Origin of the sequence: Mobilicoccus massiliensis, assembly GCF_000826525.2 — a bacterium.
GTDB classification, from domain to species: Bacteria; Actinomycetota; Actinomycetes; order Actinomycetales; family Dermatophilaceae; genus Mobilicoccus; species Mobilicoccus massiliensis.
The window spans coordinates 115,691-135,411 of sequence record NZ_LN651324.1 but is presented as its reverse complement, the minus strand read 5'-3'; the positions used below and the strand labels follow the sequence as shown (position 1 = coordinate 135,411).

The window sequence follows — 19,721 nt, the reverse complement described above, 5'->3', positions numbered from 1 at the left end:
CGAGAGACCCGACGCGGTCCCGGCCGGTGTGGGCGAATTCACGACGCGTCACCCGGCATCTCGAGGTCGCCGTAGGTGAGGCGACGGGTGCGCAGCACGGCCCACGCCTGCCCCGCCTGCCAGGCGAGCGCGGCGACGAGGCCGCCCACCGCGAAGGCCCGTCCGTCGAGACCGGGAACGGCCTCGATGACGTCGACGAGACCGAGCAGCAGGAAGACCTGGACGAAGAAGACGCCGAGCGCCCCCGCCATCTGGCCAGAGGCCGGGCCGGCCAGGACGAGACGCAGGCACGCGAACCCGACGAGGAAGAACAGGGTGGCCAGACCCAGACCGAATAGCGCGCTCGAGGCCGTGGGGCTTCCGCCCATCGTCCAGCCCACCACGCCCGCGACCGGGGCGAGCCCGAGACAGGGCACGAGGCCACCGGCCAGCAGGGGTCGCCACATGGTCGAGGCGGCGGCACGTCGCGAGGTTCGCGCGCGGGTCGTCGTCAAGAGGTTCACGTGGGGGAAGGCCTGCCTGTCGTCCGCGGATCGGCGGTGGGAATGCTTTGCACATCCGAGCTGTGGCCTGCGGCGCAACACCGGGCAAAGCACGGTCAAGCTATCACAGGAGAATCACGACCGACCATTTCGCGTCCAGGACCGCCGCCCTCGAACGCCCACCCCTCGGACGCCTGACTCAGAGCGACTCGAACGGCTCGAACAGGCGGTTCGCCCCAACCGCGCGCGCCAACCCCCGCTCGAACAGGCGGTCCACCCCACCTCCCGCCCCAACCCCCGCTCAAACAGGCGGTTTGCCTTCTCGACCTCGGCTCGAACGACCTGTCGGAGCGCGATCGCCTCGGGTGACACGGGTCAGCGCGTCGCCCGACGTCGCCGGGTGAGCCAGGTGGGGAGCCGGGCGGTGAGCAGCAGCGCCGCGATGACTCCGGCCGCGATGAAGAACAACGGCAGCGGGCCACTGACGAACGCGAACGACGTCGCTCCGAACGCCATGATCGCCGCCCACAGGTAGAGCAGCAGCACCGCGCCGCGGTGGGAGTGGCCGAGCTGGAGCATCCGGTGCTGGAGATGCTGGGCGTCCGGGTGCCAGGGCCGCTGACCTCGACGAGTGCGGCGGACGACCGCGAGGGTCATGTCGAGCAACGGGATCGACATGATCGCCAGGGGCAGGGCGATGGGCAGGATGATCGCGACCGTCGCGTTGCGGCTCACCTCGACGCTCGGGTCGATGTTGCCCATCATCGAGATCGTCGCGGCCGAGAGCAGCAGCCCGAGCAGCAGCGCCCCCGCGTCGCCCATGAACAACCGGGCGGGGTTGAAGTTGTGCGGGAGGAACCCGACGCAGCATCCGAGCAGTGCCGCCGTGACGAACGTCGCCGTCGAGAAGACGTTGGGCGGGTTGTACTGGAACGACAGCTGGTAGGCGTACAGGAAGAACGCGAGCGAGGCGATCGCGACGATGCCGGCGGCGAGACCGTCGAGGCCGTCGATGAAGTTCACCGCATTGATCGTGACGATGACGATGACGATCGTCAGCGCCATGAGCACCGGGGCCGGCAGCACGGTCACCCCGAACAGCGGCAACGAGAGCAACTGGACGCCGAGGCCGGCCATCACCCCCGTGGCGATGATCTGGCCGGCGAGTTTGGTGAGCCAGTCGAGCTCGCGCACGTCGTCGATCGCCCCGACGAGCGTGATGAGGATCGCGCCGAGGCAGATGCCGAGGATCTCCTGGCTCGCGAAGATCTGCGACAGATGCTCCAAGCGCGTCGCGACGGCCACCGAGGCGAGGAACCCGAAGAGCATCGCCACTCCCCCGAGCCGGGGCACCGGAAAGGTGTGCACGTCACGAGCCCGTACCGCCGTCATCGCCCCGATGCGCACGGCGATCACGCGCACCAGTGGCGTCAGCGCGTAGGTCACCGCCACTGCGACGACGAAGACGAGCAGGTATTCGCGCATGCGACGTCGTCAGTCCTCGCTGTCGGAGTGCGAGCCGTGGTTCGAACCGCCTGTCCGAGCGGGTGCACCGGCATCCTCCCCGTTCGAACCGCCTGTCCGAGCCGGGGCGTCGGTGTCCTCCCCGTTCAAACCGCCTGTCCGAGCGGGCGCGTCGGTGTCCTCCGGGTGGGAACCGCCTGTCCGAGCCGGGGCGTAGGTGTCCTCCCCGTTCGAACCGCCTGTCCGAGTGGGGGCCCCGGCAACCTCCGGGGGCAAACCGCCTGTTTGAGCGGGGGCATCGGTGTCCGCGTCGTGGTCGTCGTGGTCGTCGTGGGACACGGCGAGGATCTCGGACTCCGGGATGGCGCCGTGGCGGAGGATCACCGGGGCGTCGCCGGTGCAGTCGACGATGGTCGAGGCCTCGCTGTCGCCACTCGGGCCGGCGTCGAGGTAGACCGTGACGCTGGGGCCGAGCTGGCTCGCCGCCTCGGTGACCGTGCGGGCCGGCGGTTCGCCGTGACGGTTGGCGCTCGTCACCGCCAGGGGGCCGGTCTCGGCGAGCACGGCGAGGGTGAGCGGCTGGTCGGGCATGCGAACCGCGACGGTGCCGTTGGTGTCCCCGAGATCCCACATGAGGGAGGCCTGCGCGCGGACGACGATCGTCAGCGCCCCGGGCCAGAACCGGTCGATGAGCCGGCGGGCGTAGTCGGCGACGTCGACGGCGAGCCCGTCGATCGTGCGGGGACTCGGGACGAGGACGGGAGGTGGCATCTCGCGACCTCGCCCCTTGGCCGCGAGCAGGGCGGCGACGGCCTGCTCGTCGAAGGCGTCCGCGCCGACCCCGTACACGGTGTCGGTGGGCAGGACGACGAGGTGACCTGCGCGAACGGCATCGACGGCCGCGGAGATGCCCTTCTCGCGGCCGTCGTCGTCACTGCACGCGATGACGGGACTCATGTCTCGCAGTCTAGGAGGCCACCTGGTGGATCGAGGTGCGGCGTGCGGAGACGGCGCGGGGTCGACCGGTGAGATCGGCGTGGGCGGCGACGTCGCGCCAGCGTTCGTCGGCGGCGAGCACGGCGACGAGGACGTCTGACTGCACGTCCGCGTGTTCCATGACGATCATGCCGCCCTCGACCAGGAGAGCCGCGGCCGCCTCGATCACCGCGCGGGGGATCTCGAGGCCGTCGACGCCGCCCCCGTAGAGGGCCTCCGTCGGGTCGTGGTCGGCGACCTCGACGTCCACCGGCACGGCGTCCGACGGGATGTACGGGGGATTGCTGACGACGACGTCGACCCGCCCGCGCAGTTCGGCCAGCGAGTCCAGTCGGCCGGTGACGTCGTCCTCGTGCAGCGTGACGGGCAGACCGGTGGCCTCGATGTTCGCCGCGGCCCAGGTGACGGCCGCGGGCGAGAGCTCGACGGCGTGAACCGTCGCGCCGGGCACCTCGTCGGCCACCGCGAGGGCGATGGCCGCCGAACCGGTGCACAGGTCCACGCACACGCCCCCACCGGCGAGAGCCTCGATCGCGAGGCCGGCGACGACCTCGGTCTCGGGTCGAGGGACGAAGACGCCCGGGCCGACGGCGAGGTCGAGGCGCCGGAAGGGGGCGGTGCCGGTGAGGTGCTGCAGCGGCTCCCGGGCGCAGCGACGGTCGAGGAGCTCGGCGAACCGCGGGGCGAGTTCGGCCGGCAGGTCGCGGCCGAGGATGACGCGGCGGTGCAGCTCGCCCGTGTCGGTCTCGAGGACGAACGCGAGTAACGTCGCAGCGTCGGCGCGCGGCGAGGTGACTCCCGCGTCGGTGAGACGCATCGTCGCCTGTCGCAATACCTCGGAGAGGGTCGCGGCCCTCGGCTCCCCCGGCCTGGTGGGCGACGACGGCCTCGGTGTCACGGGCGCCGGCCCGCGGCGCTCCGGGCCGCTCGAGCTCGTCCCGTTCCCCCGACCGTCGGCCTCGCTCATTCCCCTCCCCCGGCGAGAGCGGCCATGCGGGCGGCGTCGTCGGCCTCGATCGCCGACCCGACGACGGGGTCGAGCTCGCCGTCGAGCACGACGTCGAGGTTGTACGCCTTGAACCCCGTGCGGTGATCGGCGATGCGGTTCTCGGGGAAGTTGTACGTACGGATGCGTTCGCTGCGGTCGACGGTGCGTACCTGGCTGCGCCGGGCTGCGCTCGCCTCGGCATCGGCGGCGTCACGGGCGGCCTGCAGCAGCCGGGCACGCAGCACCCGCAGCGCGGCCTCCTTGTTCTGCAGTTGGCTCTTCTCGTTCTGACACGAGACGACGATGCCCGTGGGCAGGTGGGTGATGCGCACGGCCGAATCGGTCGTGTTGACCGACTGGCCGCCCGGCCCCGAACTGCGATAGACGTCGATGCGCAGGTCGTTGGGCCCGATCTCGACCTCGCCCTCGTCCTCGACCTCGGGGAGCACGAGCACGCCCGCGGCCGAGGTGTGGATGCGGCCCTGGCTCTCGGTGACGGGGACGCGCTGCACGCGGTGCACCCCGCCCTCGTACTTCAGGCGCGCCCACGGCGCCTCGCCGGGGCCGGGAACTCCCTTGGCCTTGACGGCGATCCGCACGTCCTTGTAGCCGCCGAGGTCGGAGTCGGTCGCGTCGATGATCTGCGCCGACCAGCCGCGCCGCTCGGCGTAGCGCAGGTACATGCGCACGAGATCGCCGGCGAAGAGGGCCGACTCCTCACCACCCTCCCCCGCCTTGACCTCGAGGATGACGTCGCGGTCGTCGTCGGGGTCGCGGGGCAGCAGCAGGAGCCGCAGCTTCTCCGCCGCGTCGTCGCGGGTGGCCTCGAGCGCCGGGATCTCCGCGGCGAAGGCCTCGTCGTCCGCGGCGAGCTCACGGGCGGCCTCGAGGTCGTCCTCGGCGGACTCGAGGGCGTGGTAGGCCGCGACGACGGGGCCGAGCGCGGCGTAGCGCTTGTTGACCTTGCGCACCAGCGCCGGATCGGCCAGCACCTCGGGGTCGGCCAGCCGGGCCTCGCATTCGGCGTGCTCGGTCAGCGCCGGCCGGGCCGAGGACGCGAGTGCCGGATCGGTCCAGGTCATGGGGGTCACCTCTGGTGCGCCGAGGGCGCGGTCGGACGGGTCGGGTGCGGGCGCATCGGGCGTGCATCCGTCGAGCGAGTGTCACGAAGTCACGGAATCCCGGATGCGCAGACAGCAGAACGCCGACCTCCCGCGCGGGAGGTCGGCGTTCTGGAGAGTGCTACTTGGCGGCCTTCTTGCCGTAGCGCTGCTGGAAGCGGGCGACGCGACCACCGGTGTCGAGGATCTTCTGCTTGCCCGTGTAGAACGGGTGGCACTGGCTGCACACGTCGGCGTTGATGCGGCCGCTCGTGGAGGTGCTGCGGGTGACGAACTCGTTGCCGCAGGTGCACGTCACGGTCGTCTCGACGTAGTCGGGGTGGATGTCCTTCTGCACGGTGATCTCCTAGGCGTCGTGAGGTCCACCGGGTCGCGGGCGAGGGGTTCCCTCGAAGCGGGAACGGCTCGCAAGAACATCAGAGATTCTTCGGTGCGTGAACCGGCAGCCAACGGTCAATGATGCCAGACGAGCGGCCACGACGTCGATTTCGCTGGTCGCGGCCTCGACGACGGCCGTCGCCTCCCCCTCAACACGTGACGGGACCACATCATTCCCCCGGCGTGCTCGCCTCGGAGCCGCTCGCGCCCTCGCTCGCCGCGGCACCGACGCGGGCCTCGGGGTGGACGGGCAGGATCATGCGCACGGTCGTGCCTCGCCCCTCCTCGGAGTCCAGCTCGAGCCGGCCGTGGTGGCGTTCCACGATGCCCTGCACGACGACGAGGCCGAGCCCCGTCCCGGGCACCTGGGCGGAGGTCGCGTTGCTCGCCCGGAAGAACCGGGTGAAGAGGCGTTCCTGGTCGCTCGCGGGGATCCCGATGCCGGTGTCGACGCAGACGACCTCCACCGCGGGCTCGTCCCCGTCGACGATCCGGCGCACCGAGAGGTCGACCCGGCCGCCCGCCGGCGTGAACTTCACGGCGTTCGACACGATGTTCGTCAGGGCGCGTCCGAGCTGGAGCCGATCGCCGAGGACGGTCCCGCTCGCCCCGATCGTCTGCGACGTCTCGGATGGCTCGATGTTCTCGACGTCCTCGGGCGGCCGGCTCAAGCGCAGGTCGACCCGCCCCTTCGCCGCCGCGGGACGGATCTCTTCGACGGTGTCGGCGACGAGTGAGACGAGATTCACCCGCTCCCCGCGAGAGGGTGTGACCACGGACTCCATCCGGTTGAGGACGAGCAGGTCCTCGATGAGTGCCCGCAAGCGCAGCGCGTTGCGGTCGACGACCTCGAGCATGGCGTTCTGCTCGGGCGTGAGCTCCCCCGCGTCGCCGTCGTGCAGCATCTCGAGGTAGCCCGAGATCGACGTGAGCGGGGTGCGCAATTCGTGGCTCACCGTCGACATGAAGTCGTTCTTCTGCCGGTCGAGATCCTCGAGCCGTCGCACGTGTTCCGCGCGGGCGGTCTCGGACTCCCCCGCCACGACCCGGGTCGCCACCTCGCCCGCGATGTGGGCGATCGAGGAGATCGTCGATTCGTACCAGCGCCGGCGACGGTCGTCGTAGGAGGCGACGATGACGCCCATCGGCCGTTCTCCGAGGCCGAAGGGTTTGATGACGAGACCACCCGCCCCGGTCGTGCCGAGGACGGCCACCGCGAGACCCATGGCCCCGGTGTCGTCGGAGTCGGGTTGCATCACGACGGTCTGCCGCGCCGCCCACATGCCCGCGACGGTCCGGCCCAGGTTGCGGCGCAGGCCCGGTGGGAGGGTGAACCGGCGCACGACCGATTCTCCCGACTCACCGTCCGGCACGCGCAGCGACAGGGTGACCTCGCCGAGGCCGCCGTCGTCGGAGAACATCGCGCAGGCGACCCGGTCGAGGTGCAGACCCTCGGCGACGCCGACGACCGTCTCCTCGACCGCCTCGTCGACCCCACCCGTCTCGCGGATGCGGCGGCTCGTCATCGTCTCGGCGTTCTGGGCCCGGCTCGAGATCCACTGTTCGTCGAGGAACCGGTTGTAGGCCGCGGTCAGTGCGTTGACATCGGTGGCGAGCTGACGCACCTCGGTGGCCCCGGTGGTGGTGTCTGCCATGACCTCGCGGTCTCCGGCGCGCTGCCGGCTCATCGTGTCGCGCAGGGCGACGATCGGCTGGGTGAGCTGCCGCGAGGTGCGATAGCCGACGAACAGTGCGGCCGCCATCGCCACGAAGGTCGCGACGACCACCGACCACGACGTGGTGACGGCGACGTCGCGTGCCGAGCGCCGCAACTCCTGACGACGGGCGATGACGAGGGCGTCGACCTGCCCGCTGACGGTGGAGAAGCGCTCGAAGCGCCGTCGCGACTCGGCGAACTGGTCCGGCGTGGCGGATCCGGCCTCCACCAGCGGCCGGGCGTAGGACCACCAGTCGTCGACGGCCGCCCGCTGCTGCGCGAGCAGGCGGGGCAGCACGTGCTGACCAGTACCTCCGCCGTAGGCCTCGCTGGTCACGTGCGCCTCGAGCTGCTCGAGCTCGGATCCGATCTGGGCCCGGTTGCGACGGAACGGTTCGGCCACCTGCCGGCCCGTGATGCTCTCGCGCTGGTCGGCCGGGATCATGAGCACGCCCCGAAGCGAGCTCTGGGCCTCGAGCATGAGGTCGCGGATCTGTCGGTTGCCGTCCACGGCGGGGCCGACGACCCCGAGGTTCGTGTCGGCGGAGTTGCGGATCTGGTTCAGACCGACGAGCCCGACGACGGTGATGATGAGCATGAGCGAGGCGAGGGTGATCGACAGCGTTCGGAGGCGGCCCGCGACCGACATGGCCCGGTGAGGTCTGGGGCGCGACGGCGCGGTGTTCGCGGGCATCGTCGTCTCGTCGTCGCTCATGCCGCGCTCCCCGCACCGCTCACGGCCGGCGTGTCGTCGAACCCCGTACGTGTCATCGTTCCCCACTCCGCCTTCGTGCCTCGAATCCCGGCGACGAGGCCCTCGCACCGCCACCACGCGGTCAGCTGTCGATAGCCGACGTTCTCGGCGATCGAGGCCGCGAGGGCCACGACCAGGTCCCGCCACCTCGTGTACTTGTGAAAGGTCAGCTCCTCGATGGCGAGCGACGCGCAGCTCACGAGCAGGGCGTAGCCGTAGGCCAGGACGAGGAAGAGCAGTGCGTAGACCGGGTCGACGACGCCGAACACGAGGCCGACGGTCACGAGCACGAGGCCGACGAGCTCGATCGCCGGAGCCGCGAGCTCGAAGGCCCAGAACCAGGGCAGCACGAGAAGCCCGATGCGGCCGTAGCGGGGATTGCCGAGCATGCCCCGGTAGGACCACAGGACCTCCCACAGGCCGCGATGCCACCGCCGCCGCTGCGCCCGAAGCACGCGCAGGGTCGTCGGCACCTCCGTCCAGGCGATCGGCTCGGAGACGAACTCGATGCGGTAGTCGCGGTGCTGCCGGGTCATCCGTTCGTGCATCCGCATGACCAGCTCGAAGTCCTCCCCGATGCTGCCCGCGCGCAGCCCGCCGACGTCGACGAGGACGTCGCGGCGGAAGAGCCCGAACGCGCCGCTGATGAGGATGAGACACCGCAGCCGCGACCAGCCCGAGCGTCCGAGGAGGAAGGAGCGCAGGTACTCGACCACCTGGATCCGGGCGAGCCAGGAGCTCGGCATGCCGACCTCGACGACGCGCCCGTCGCGGATGCGGCATCCGTTCGCCGCCCGGATGACCCCGCCGGTGGCGACGGTACGGACGGGGTCCTCCGCGAACGGCGCGCTCACCGAGACGAGCGCGTCGGGATCGAGGATGGAGTCGGCGTCGATGACCGCGACCAACGGTTCGGACGCGATGTTGATGCCGGTGTTGACCGCGTGCGTCTTGCCGGCGTTGGCCTTGCGCACCACGGTGAGACGCGTCCATCCGTCGTCCGGGACGTAGACCCCGCGCACGTCCCCCTCGCACGCGATGTCGGCCGGGACGGGCCGGTCGACGCCCACGAGCGAGAAGGCCCGGACGAGACGGTCGAAGGTGTCGTCGGTGCTCCCGTCGTCGACGACGACGACCTCGTGCCGTGGATGGCGCAGGGAGAGCATCGACGACACCGACGGCACGATTCCGGCGGCCTCGTTGTACGCCGGCACGACGAGCGAGACTCCCGGCAACAACCGGGACGAGACCGCGTCGAGGCGCCAGGAGTGCGCCGACCTGCGCAGGTGCCGCGCGAACTCCGCGGCGGCGCAGACGATGAGGAACAGGTAGGAGGAGTTGATGAGCACGAAGTAGACGAGGATCGGCCCGTCGATGGCGTCGAAGATCGCCCGGAGCGTCTGCTGCACCTCCGGGTTCACGACGCCGGCCTCAAGCCGCCGCGCAGTCCGGCCAGGTGCAACGCGGCGGAGACGACGCGGCCCGTCCGCGGATGCCGCCGACGTTCCTCGTGGAGCACGGCCGTTCCCGCGGGCCCCATCTCGACGAGGGCCTCCGCGGCCACCACCGCCGTCGCGCGGTCGTCGTCGGAGAGGAGCTCGCCCAGACGGGTCGCGGCCGCCGGCCCGCCCAGGCTGCCGAGGGCGCGCACGGCCTGCCGTCGCAGTCCCGGCGCCGTCCCGGCGCGGGTGAGTCCGAGCAGGAGTCTGGCGTCCTCGGCCCCTCCCACCCGACCGAGGCAATCGACCATCGCCCCGAGCACGTCATGGTCCGGTTCCGTGGCGATGCGGTCGCGTGCCAGGTCGACGGCCCCGGGGAGCACGCCGTGCGTGGCCACGGTGACCGCGACCGACCTGACCACCGGATCGGTCGAGCGCACCCCCTCCTCCACGGCGCCCGCGGCCTCCTCGCCGAGGGCGAGCAGCACCTCCGCCGCGATCCACGCCGGGAGTCCCGGCAGACCGCCGGAGGCACCCGTGCGAGGCCCCGCCGCGCGCAGCACGGGCACGGCCGCCGTCGCGTCGCCGATCCGGCCCAGCGAGCGGGCCGAGACCACCCGGACGTCCTCGTCGGGGTCGTCGAGCAGCCCGACCAGGCCGGGGACCGACGCCGCATCGCGCACGAGACCCAACAGATGCGCGGCCCGCGCGCGTCGCACCCGCGAGCGCGCCGAGAGCTTCGTGCGCGCCCGATCGACCTCTCCGCGCTCGCGGATCACCGAGATCAGGGCATCGGCCGGCGCTCCGCGCACCTTGCCGAGCAGCCCGAAGACGGCCGGACGCACGCCGACCCACTCGTCGGGGGTCAGGGCGGTGAGCTGATCCAGGGCCTCGTGGTCGTCGTCCTCCCCGGAGGCGACGCGCAGGAGCAGCAGGCGATGCGGCGCGGACAACGCCTGCAGGCGCCGGTCACGCCGCCGCCGGGCGATCCGTGCCGTCACCGTCAGCGCCACGAGCCCGACGCAGATCGCGCCCACCGCGATGAGCGCGACGACGAGGATCGCCTCGGCACTCACGTGCGCCGGCCGACCACCGAGCTCACGCGGTGCACGAGCTCTCGAGGACTGAAGGGCTTGATGACGTAGTCGGTCGCGCCGGAGGTGAACCCGCTGTCCACGTCGCTGTCGCGACTGCGCGCGGTGAGGAGGATGACCGGCACGTCACGGGTCGCCTCGTCCTCGCGCACCTTGCGCAGCACGTCGAGTCCGGAGAGCCCGGGCATCATGACGTCGAGAACCGCGAGCACCGGAGGCGCGGAGACGATCGACTCCCACGCCTGGCCACCGTCCTCCACCGCGTCGACGACGAAGCCGGCCTGTTCGAGCTTGAACTGCACCAGCTCACGAATGTCGGCGTCATCGTCCGCCACGACGATCCGGTTCGGATCCGTGCTCATTCCGCGTGCTCCTCGAGGGTCGACGGCCGCGGCTTCTCGCGGTCTCACGCTCCCATCGGCCGTCTCGGCCGGCCCTTGAGCGCACGGAGCCCTGCGTACTGCCCGCGGGTGACGACGATCTCGTCCGTCGCACAGGCGGATTGGTCGTTCGCACACCCCCCGGCCCGCCGACGAACGACGCGGGCCCGCCACCTGGAGGTGACGGGCCCGCACGGTGTCGAGCGTTCGGCGACGCGTCGATCAGTCGTCGTCGAGCTTGATGTTCGAGGTCTGCTGCACCTGCATGAGGAACTCGACGTTGTTCTTCGTCTTCTTGAGCCGGTCGATGAGCAGCTCGATCCCCTGCTGCTGGTCGAGCGCGGCCAGCACGCGACGCAGCTTCCACATGATCTTGAGCTCCTCGGCCGAGAGGAGGATCTCCTCACGCCGGGTGCCCGAGGCGTTGACGTCGACCGCCGGGAAGATGCGGCGGTTGGCGAGCTGCCGGTCGAGCTTGAGCTCCATGTTTCCGGTGCCCTTGAACTCCTCGAAGATGACCTCGTCCATCTTGCTGCCCGTCTCGACGAGGGCCGTGGCGAGGATCGTCAGGGAGCCGCCGTTCTCGATGTTTCGAGCAGCACCGAAGAACCGCTTGGGCGGGTAGAGGGCCGCCGAGTCGACACCACCGGAGAGGATGCGCCCGCTCGCGGGGGCCGCGAGGTTGTAGGCACGGCCGAGCTTGGTGATCGAGTCGAGCAGCACGACGACGTCATGACCCATCTCGACGAGGCGCTTGGCACGCTCGATGGCGAGCTCGGCGACCGTCGTGTGGTCGGAGGCAGGCCGGTCGAAGGTCGAGGAGATGACCTCGCCCTTGACGGCGCGCTGCATGTCGGTGACCTCCTCAGGACGCTCGTCGACCAGGACGACCATGAGGTGGCACTCGGGGTTGTTCGTCGTGATCGCGTTCGCGACGGCCTGCATCACCATCGTCTTACCGGCCTTCGCGGGGGCGACGATGAGACCGCGCTGACCCTTACCGATCGGGGCGACGAGGTCGATGATCCGGGTGGTCAGGATGTTGGGCGCCGTCTCCAGGCGCAGGCGCTGCTGCGGGTAGAGCGGGGTGAGCTTGGTGAACTCGACGCGCTTCTTGCCCTCCTCGGGCGTCATGCCGTTCACGGTGTCGAGACGAACGAGCGCGTTGAACTTCTGTCGCGCGGGCAACTGCTCGCCCTCGCGCAGCGCCCGGACCGCACCGGTGACCGCGTCACCCTTGCGCAGGCCGTTCTTCTTGACGATGTTCATCGGCACGTACACGTCGTTCGCGCCCGGCAGGTACCCGCTCGTGCGCACGAACGCGACGTTGTCGCCCAACTCGAGGATGCCGGCGACCGGGACGAGCACGTCGTCGGCGCCGAGCTGCTGCTCGACGTCCGGAGTGTCGTCGTAGCCCCCGCCACCCTGGCCGCGGTTGCCGCGACGCTTGCGGTCACGGCTGCGCTGCCGGTTGCGGCGACGACGGCCGCCGCCCTCCTCGTCGCGGTCGTGTCTGTCGTTCCGGTCGTTCCGGTCGTTGCCGCGCCGGTCGGCCCGGTTGTCGGACCGGTTGTCGTCGCGGGCGTCGCCGCCTCGGTTGTCACGCTGGTCGCGGTTGTCGTGGCGGTCTCCGCGGTTGTCGTGTCGGTCGCGGTTGTCGTGCCGGTCGCGGTTGTCCTGCCGGTCGCGGTCGCCGCCCTGGTCGTGGTGGTCACGACGCTCGTCGCGCTGGCCACGATCGTGTTCGCGCTGGTCGTGCTGGTCGCGCCGACCATGCTGCGGGTCGCGCTCGTCGCGTCCGGAGCGCTGATCGTCGCCGCCTCCGGTGCCACGGTCCGCCCGCTCGGCGTCCTGCCGGCCCTGCGTGTGCTCCTCGCGCGGCGCCTCGGCCGTCTGCGGCGCGGAGCTCTGCCGGGAGGGCTCGGCGGTGGTGACACCGGCCGCGGCGCGGCGGCTGCGACGCACGGGGCGAGCGTCGTCCTCACCTCCGGAGTCAGGCCGTTCGGCCACAGCGGTCGGCTGCGTGGTCGACGTGACGGGCGCAGTGGGCGCGGACGAAGCAGACGAAGCAGGTGAGGAGGACGAAGCGGACACCGGAGACGAGGCCGCCCGGGTGCGGGGGGCGGGGCCACCCTGACGCTCACGAATGGCGGTGATGAGGTCGCCCTTGCGCATCTTCTCCGTGCCGGGGATGCCGAGTCCTGCCGCGACATCCTTGAGTTCGGCCAGGCGCATCGCAGTGAGGCCGCGGCGCTTCGCCGGTTCGGGCGCGCCTGCGGGCTCGATGGTGTCGGTCACGTGGGTCCTTCCCCTCGACCCCGGATGGACGGTCGAGGTAGGGAGAGTCGGTTCCTCCCGGCCGAGCGCGGAACGTGCAGCGATGGCGAAGGAGGTGGTGGAGCCGCAACGGCGACCGGGCCCTCGTCGTGGACCCACGTGGTGGATTCGGCGAGAGGAGGTGGCCGCTCACAGCGGCGGTACTGCGTCCACGGGAGAGAATGCCGTCGACCGCCTCGAGACGGTGCACCACTCGGCCGGGGCCGGAAGGGTGATGGTCTCGAACACGTGATCGTCACAGATCGTCGGGCGGGCCGACCGTGCGCTCTCCGAGAGACGTCCCCAATGTAGCACGCACCACGTCGACGCCCGTGGACGGAACTCCGGGCCGCAACGCGTGCCACGTCTCGCCGGCCTCCGGCGGCGTCGTCACGGCCTCCGCGGAGGTGGTGAGCACGAGCACGCTCGGCCCCGCACCGGAGACGACGGCCGCGTGCCCTTGTGCGCGCAGCGCGTCCACCAACGCCATCGCCTGCGGATAGGCGGGCCGGCGTTGTTCCTGGTGAAGCCACTCGCGGGTCGCCGGGAGCAACGCGTCGGGGTCGCTGGTGAGGGCGTGGACGAGCAACGCCGCGCGGGCGGAGTTGCGGGCCGCGTCGCCGTGGGCGATGTGCGGCGGAAGGGCGGCGCGCGCCGTGCGGGTCGAGAGCTGGGAGGCGGGAACGAACACGACGGGTTCGATGTGCGGATGCAACGCGAGCCTCGTGGTGTGCACGCGCGGCAGTCCCTCGCCCGTCTCGTCGGCGTACGACAACGTCGCGCCGCCGAAGACGCTCGCCGACGAGTTGTCCGGATGACCCTCGAGGGCACCGGAGAGGTCGTTGACGAACGTGAGGTCGACGGGCACGGAGGCTCCCTCGGCCGCCCCCTCCTGCGCCTCCTCACGGCACAGCGCGTCGGCGAGCGCGACGCCCGCGACGATGGCGGCGGCCGAGCTGCCCATGCCACGACCCATGCGAATCGTGTTGCGGCACACCAGTTCCAGACCGGCGGGCCGCTCGACCCCGAGCTCGTCGAAGGCCCGGTGCATCGTCGCGACGACGAGGTGGCGTTCGTCGCCGGGCACCCCCGGGGAATTCGAACCGAGGTCGACGCGCAGACCGGGCTGCGTGCGGACGACGGCGCGGTAGGAGTCGAGAATCCCGAGCGCGAGCCCCATCGAGTCGAACGCCGGGCCGAGGTTGGCGGCGCTGCCGGGCACCGTGAGGTCGACGGCGGCGCCGGGGCGCAGCCTCACTCCCCCTCCACCCGCATCGCCGACGTGACGCCCACGACGACCTCGAGGTCGCTGATCTCGCGGACCGTGGCCGCGAGCGCCTCGTCGGTGGCGGTGTGGGTGACGATGACGAGCTCGGCGGAGGACTCCTCGCCCTCACCGACGTTCTGGCGCACCTGCTGGATCGACACGCCGTGCCGGGAGAACACCTCCGCGACCTGGGCGAGCACGCCGGGACGGTCGGCCACCTCGAGGCTGAGGTAGTACCGCGTGCGTGCCTCGCCCATGGGCAGGACCGGCAGGTCGGCGTACGCGCTCTCGGCCGGCCCGAGGCCCCCGAGCACGCGGTGGCGGGCGACCGCGACGACGTCGCCGAGGACTGCGGAGGCCGTGGGATCGCCCCCGGCGCCCGGGCCGTAGAACATGAGTTCGCCCGCGGCCTGGGCCTCGACGAACACGGCGTTGAACGCCTCCCGCACCCCGGCCAACGGGTGGGTGCGCGGAATCATCGCCGGGTGCACCCGCACCGAGATTCCCTCGTCGCCCGACTCGAGCCGCGTGCGTTCGCAGATGGCGAGCAGCTTGACGACGCAGTCCATGTCGGCGGCGGCGCGCACGTCGGAGGCGGTGACCTCGCTGATGCCCTCGCGGTGCACGTCGGCGGCCGTGACCCTGCTGTGGAAGGCCAACGAGGCGAGGATCGCCGCCTTGGCCGCTGCGTCGAAGCCCTCGACGTCGGCGGTCGGGTCGGCCTCGGCGTATCCGAGCGCCTGCGCCTGCTCCACGGCCTCGGAGAAGCCCTGACCGGTCGAGTCCATCTTGTCGAGCACGTAGTTCGTCGTGCCGTTGACGATGCCGAGCACCTTGCTCACCTCGTCGCCGGCGAGAGACTCGCGCAGCGGGCGCAGCAGAGGGATGGCGCCTGCCACCGAGGCCTCGTAGTACAGGTCGACGCCGTGTCGCCGCGCGGCCTCGTACAGCGTCGGGCCGTCCTCGGCCAGCAGTGCCTTGTTGGCGGTGACGACGCTCGCGCCGTGCTCGAAGGCCCGCAGGATGAGGGAACGCGCCGGCTCGATGCCGCCGACGACCTCGACGACGATGTCGGCGCGGGTGACGAGCCCCTCGGCGTCGGTGGTGAACACCTCCGGCGGCAGCAGTGTCTCGCTGCGGTCGCGCCCTTCACGGCGAACCGCGACGCCGACGACCTCGAGCGGTCGCCCGATGCGCGCGGCGAAGTCGTCCCGACCCTCGACGAGCAACCGTGCCACCGACGTGCCCACCACGCCGCAGCCGAGCAGAGCCACCCGCAACGGGGTCTGATCCGACGCTTGCACCACGCTCACCGGCATTCCTTCACGCTGGGGGTTCGAGGACACTGCACCATCCTGCCCGGCGGCCACCAGGTGAACGGACAGGGGTCCGCATCACGGGACTTCGTGTCGTCCACGCCGGCGTTCAGCCGGCACGGCCGACGTCAGCGACGCGCGCGGTCATCGGTCACGCCTCGCCGTTCACCCTCGTCACTCCACGTCGAGCGCGAGGATGTCGTCGATGCTCTCGCGTCGCACGATCAGGCGTGCCCGTCCGTCGCGGACCGCGACGACCGGAGGCCGGGGCACGTGGTTGTACTGACTGCTCAGAGCGCGACAGTAGGCACCGGTGCCGGGGACGGCCAAAAGGTCACCGGGGCGCACGTCGGTGGGCAGGTACTCGTCCATGACGACGATGTCACCGCTCTCGCAGTGCTTGCCGACGACGCGGGAGAGCATCGGCGGCGCCTCACTCGCCCGGACGGCCATCGTGCACGAATAGTCGGCGGCGTAGAGGGCGGTGCGGGCGTTGTCGCTCATCCCGCCGTCAACCGAGACGTAGGCGCGCCGACCACCGCCGCCGAGCTCGACCTCCTTGACCGTGCCGACCTCGTAGAGCGTGTATCCCGCCGATCCGACGATCGCGCGGCCGGGTTCGATCGAGATCCGCGGCACGGCGACGCCCTCGGCCTCGCAGGTGCGACGGGTGATCTCGGCGAGGCCGGCACCGAGGTCGTGCGCGGCCATCGGGGTGTTCTCGCTGGTGTAGGCGATGCCGAAGCCGCCGCCGAGGTCGAGTTCGGGCAGGACGTGGCCGCGGCGCGCCACCTCGGCGTGCAGGCCGAGAAGTCGCCCGGCCGCCACCTCGAAGCCCGCGGTGTCGAAGATCTGGCTGCCGATGTGGCTGTGCAGACCGCGCAGGTCGAGGGCGTCGGAGGCGGCGAGGATGGCCTCGACCGCGGCCGCAGCCTGTCCGCCGGCGAGGCTGAAGCCGAACTTCTGGTCCTCGTGCGCCGTGGCGATGTACTCGTGCGTGTGTGCCTCGACGCCCACCGTGACCCGCACCATGACCGGCGCTCGCACGCCGAGGCGGCGCGCGATCTGCGCGACGCGCTCGATCTCGTGGAAGGAGTCGACGATGATCCGTCCGACGCCGTACTCCAGCGCGGCCTCGATCTCGGCGGACGACTTGTTGTTGCCGTGCATGCCGATGCGCTCGGCCGGGAATCCGGCGCGCTTCGCCACAGCGAGCTCGCCACCGCTGCACACGTCGAGGAACAGGCCCTCCTCGCCCACCCAGCGCGCGACCGCCGTGCAGAGGAACGCCTTGCCCGCGTAGTAGACGTCGAGCCCGGTACCGATCTCGGCGAAGGGGGCCGCGAACTCGTCGCGGAAGGCCTGGGCCCGGCGCCGGAAGTCGGCCTCGTCGAGCACGTAGGCGGGCGTGCCGAACTCGGCCGCGATGTCACCGGCCCGCACTCCCCCGACGACGAGCTGGCCGTCGGCGTCGCGATGGGCGTCGGCCGGCCACAGCTGGGGCAGCAGCGCGTTGACGTCGCTCGGATACGGCAGCCACTGCGGCGGGCCGCCGTACCCCTCCGCGTGCAGGGCACCGGCCTCGTGGGCGCGCATGTTCATGGATCGTCCTCGCGTGGGTTCGGGTGCGTTCGCACGCGAACCGATGAGGCGCGTGCGTTCTGACGTGGTGCATGAGACCGCGGCTCAGCATGACCGGGACACCGCAGACAAGGGCGCGGTGTCCGACGACCGGACGCACCGCGAACGTGGGTCGGCCACGGATCCACCGAAGGCCGTCGGACGACGTGCTCCCGCCGACCCTCGCCTGTCACCGTTGTCCGCGGAGGTCCCGACGTCGAGGGTTCGACGACCGAGCCGAAATGCCGCCGTCGCCGGCTCGGCCCTGCCGTCAGAGGCGGTCGGGGGCGCTGACGCCGAGCAGGTCGAGACCGTTGGCCAGCACCTGCCGGGTGGCGTCGTTGAGCCACAGGCGCGTGCGGTGCAGGTCGGTGGTCGGCTCGAGTTCGCCGTCGACCATGCCCGGGCGCACGCGGCACTCGTCGTACCACTTGTGGTACTTGGCCGCGAGATCCTCGAGGTAGCGCGCGACCCGGTGCGGCTCCAGCAGACGCGCCGCCTGCGCGACGATGCGCGGATAGTCGCCGAGCGTCGCCAACAGCGCGGCCTCGGTCTCGTGGGTGAGCAGCGAGGGCTCGAACGCGTCGTCGCGGTTCACCCCGTCCTCGGCGGCGAGCCGCGAGACGTTGCACGTGCGGGCGTGCGCGTACTGCACGTAGAACACGGGGTTGTCGTTGCTGCGCTTGCGCATCTCCTCGCCGTCGAGCGACAGCGGGCTGTCGGCGGGGAACCGCGCGAGGCTGTACCGCACGGCGTCGGAGCCGATCCATTCGAGCAGGTCGTCGAGGTAGATGGCGTTGCCGCGACGCTTGCCCATGCGCTCGCCGCCGATGTCGACGAGCTGGCCGATCTTGACCTCGATGTTGAAGTCCGGATCGTCGCCCGCGCACGCCGCGATGGCCTTGAGCCGGCCGATGTAGCCGTGGTGGTCGGCGCCGAGCAGGTAGATCTTCTCGGTGAACCCGCGGTCCTTCTTGCTGAGGTAGTACGCGGCGTCGGAGGCGAAGTACGTGGGCTCGCCGTTGGCGCGGACGAGCACCCGGTCCTTGTCGTCGCCGAACGTCGTGGTGCGCAGCCAGATCGCGCCCTCGGCGTCGAAGACGTGACCCTGCTCGCGCAGCCGCGCGATGGCCTTCTCGACCGCGCCGCCCTGGTGCAGGCCGCGCTCGGAGAACCACACGTCGAAGCGAACCCCGAACTGTTCGAGGGTGTCCTTGATCGCCTGCAACTGCGCCTGGCACCCGAAGTCACGCGCCACGGCGACCGCCTCGTCCTCGGGCAGGTCGAGCAGGTCGGGGCGCTGCGCGAGCACCTCCTGCGCTCGGACGGCGACGTCGGGACCGGGGTAGCCGTCGGCGGGCGGCTCCTCGCCGCGCGCCCGGGCGAGCACCGAGGCGCCGTACCGGTTCATCTGCGCCCCCGCGTCGTTGATGTAATACTCCGCCGTGACGTCGGCGCCGGTCGCGGCGAGGAGGCGGCGCATCGCATCGCCGAGGGCCGCCCAGCGCGTGTGCCCGATGTGCAACGGCCCTGTGGGGTTGGCGCTGATGAACTCGAGGTTGACCACCCGGCCGGACTCGGACGCGCCCCGGCCGAAGGAGTCCCCGGCCTCGACGATCTGCCTGGCCAGCTCCCCGGCCGATGCCGCGTCGAGTGTGATGTTGAGGAAACCGGGGCCCGCGACGTCGGCCTTGGCGATGCCGTCGACGGTCAGGAGCCGCTCGGAGATCGCGGTCGCGAGATCGCGCGGATTGATACCGGCCCGCTTCGCGAGTTGCAGCGCGACGTTGGTCGACCAGTCGCCATGCTCCCGGTTCTTCGGCCGCGCCACACGCGGGACGACGATGGTGTCGGCCTCGAGCGCGAGGTCGCCCGACGCGGCCGCGTCGGTGAGGATGCGGTGCAGGGCTTCGGAGAGGTCTTCGGGAGTCACCCGCATAGTTTACGAAGCGCACCGACGTGCTCTCGACCTCCCTCACCCAGGGGCCGCCAAACCTCGCCTCCCACCCCCCGGATGCGGGGCGAATCACTTACTACCGCAGCATCGCTCATGGCCTGAGACGGTAACCGCGCAGCCGCGTCCCGCGACGTGTCATCGGCTCCGCCGGGTGCTGGTAGGCTTCTGCGGTGCCGTCGGCCGAAAGGTTGACGCCGTTGCGCAGGCCCCCGTAGCTCAGGGGATAGAGCACCGCCCTCCGGAGGCGGGAGCGCAGGTTCGAATCCTGCCGGGGGCGCAGCGACAGAAGGGGAGCCGCTTCACTCCAGAGGTGGCTCCCCTTCTGCCTGTCGCGAGCCCGGCCCGTCCTGTGCATCCGTTTGGACCGGGACGGGAACGAGGTCCCCCAATCTCGCGAAATCCCGCGTGGTAGGTAAGCGACGGCCGTACGGT

The 19,721-nt window shown here is 71.3% G+C and carries 15 protein-coding genes and 1 tRNA gene; 1 reads left to right on the top strand and 15 read right to left on the bottom strand.

What is annotated here, in order from left to right; genetic code table 11:
* Positions 1 to 38 precede the first annotated feature (38 nt).
* The 15 genes from BN1197_RS01575 to argS all read right to left on the bottom strand — a co-directional run bounded on the left by BN1197_RS01575 (position 39) and on the right by argS (position 19,265).
* Positions 39 to 494, bottom strand: coding sequence for a hypothetical protein (locus BN1197_RS01575; RefSeq protein WP_141397174.1), 456 nt, complete (start codon positions 492 to 494; stop codon positions 39 to 41).
* Positions 495 to 857: 363 nt separating this feature from the next.
* Complete coding sequence (locus tag BN1197_RS01570; RefSeq protein ID WP_040155526.1) at positions 858 to 1,967, bottom strand: MraY family glycosyltransferase; 1,110 nt, start codon at positions 1,965 to 1,967, stop codon at positions 858 to 860.
* Between the two features lie 9 nt (positions 1,968 to 1,976).
* A complete protein-coding gene (locus BN1197_RS01565) occupies positions 1,977 to 2,903 on the bottom strand; it encodes an L-threonylcarbamoyladenylate synthase (RefSeq protein ID WP_082043525.1) in 927 nt (308 codons plus the stop codon).
* 10 nt (positions 2,904 to 2,913) lie between these two features.
* Positions 2,914 to 3,840 (bottom strand): peptide chain release factor N(5)-glutamine methyltransferase, encoded by a 927-nt coding sequence (gene prmC / locus BN1197_RS01560; protein WP_261795836.1) that lies wholly within the window; start codon positions 3,838 to 3,840, stop codon positions 2,914 to 2,916.
* 65 nt (positions 3,841 to 3,905) lie between these two features.
* The gene (gene prfA / locus BN1197_RS01555) at positions 3,906 to 5,012 is read right to left on the bottom strand and encodes a peptide chain release factor 1 (protein WP_052465842.1); all 1,107 of its coding nucleotides are present in this window, start codon (positions 5,010 to 5,012) and stop codon (positions 3,906 to 3,908) included.
* 160 nt (positions 5,013 to 5,172) lie between these two features.
* Entirely contained in the window at positions 5,173 to 5,388 is a 216-nt protein-coding gene (gene rpmE / locus BN1197_RS01550) for a 50S ribosomal protein L31 (protein ID WP_040155522.1), read from the bottom strand.
* Positions 5,389 to 5,599: 211 nt separating this feature from the next.
* Positions 5,600 to 7,861 carry a sensor histidine kinase gene (locus BN1197_RS01545; RefSeq protein WP_052465841.1) on the bottom strand — a complete coding sequence of 754 codons (2,262 nt, stop codon included), beginning with the start codon at positions 7,859 to 7,861 and terminating at the stop codon, positions 5,600 to 5,602.
* Positions 7,858 to 9,309: a glycosyltransferase family 2 protein gene (locus tag BN1197_RS01540; protein WP_040155640.1), complete on the bottom strand. Its 1,452-nt coding sequence runs from the start codon at positions 9,307 to 9,309 to the stop codon at positions 7,858 to 7,860. The genes BN1197_RS01545 and BN1197_RS01540 overlap by 4 nt, the downstream gene beginning before the upstream one ends.
* Before the next feature lie 8 nt (positions 9,310 to 9,317).
* Entirely contained in the window at positions 9,318 to 10,415 is a 1,098-nt protein-coding gene (locus BN1197_RS17215) for a HEAT repeat domain-containing protein (RefSeq protein WP_052465840.1), read from the bottom strand.
* Complete coding sequence (locus BN1197_RS01530; RefSeq protein ID WP_040155519.1) at positions 10,412 to 10,795, bottom strand: response regulator transcription factor; 384 nt, start codon at positions 10,793 to 10,795, stop codon at positions 10,412 to 10,414. The genes BN1197_RS17215 and BN1197_RS01530 overlap by 4 nt, the downstream gene beginning before the upstream one ends.
* A 240-nt stretch (positions 10,796 to 11,035) precedes the next feature.
* Entirely contained in the window at positions 11,036 to 13,111 is a 2,076-nt protein-coding gene (gene rho / locus BN1197_RS01525) for a transcription termination factor Rho (protein ID WP_040155517.1), read from the bottom strand.
* 274 nt (positions 13,112 to 13,385) lie between these two features.
* On the bottom strand, positions 13,386 to 14,387 hold the full coding sequence (locus BN1197_RS01520) for a homoserine kinase (protein WP_040155516.1): 1,002 nt from the start codon (positions 14,385 to 14,387) through the stop codon (positions 13,386 to 13,388).
* The gene (locus BN1197_RS01515) at positions 14,384 to 15,703 is read right to left on the bottom strand and encodes a homoserine dehydrogenase (RefSeq protein WP_390622695.1); all 1,320 of its coding nucleotides are present in this window, start codon (positions 15,701 to 15,703) and stop codon (positions 14,384 to 14,386) included. The genes BN1197_RS01520 and BN1197_RS01515 overlap by 4 nt, the downstream gene beginning before the upstream one ends.
* A gap of 183 nt (positions 15,704 to 15,886) precedes the next feature.
* The gene (gene lysA, locus BN1197_RS01510; protein WP_040155635.1) at positions 15,887 to 17,308 is read right to left on the bottom strand and encodes a diaminopimelate decarboxylase; all 1,422 of its coding nucleotides are present in this window, start codon (positions 17,306 to 17,308) and stop codon (positions 15,887 to 15,889) included.
* A 295-nt stretch (positions 17,309 to 17,603) separates the two neighbouring features.
* A complete protein-coding gene (argS, locus tag BN1197_RS01505) occupies positions 17,604 to 19,265 on the bottom strand; it encodes an arginine--tRNA ligase (protein ID WP_040155633.1) in 1,662 nt (553 codons plus the stop codon).
* Positions 19,266 to 19,494: 229 nt separating this feature from the next.
* Between argS and BN1197_RS01500 the strand changes: the two genes are divergently transcribed.
* Positions 19,495 to 19,566: transfer RNA gene (locus BN1197_RS01500), tRNA-Arg, on the top strand.
* The last annotated feature ends 155 nt before the right edge of the window (positions 19,567 to 19,721 follow it).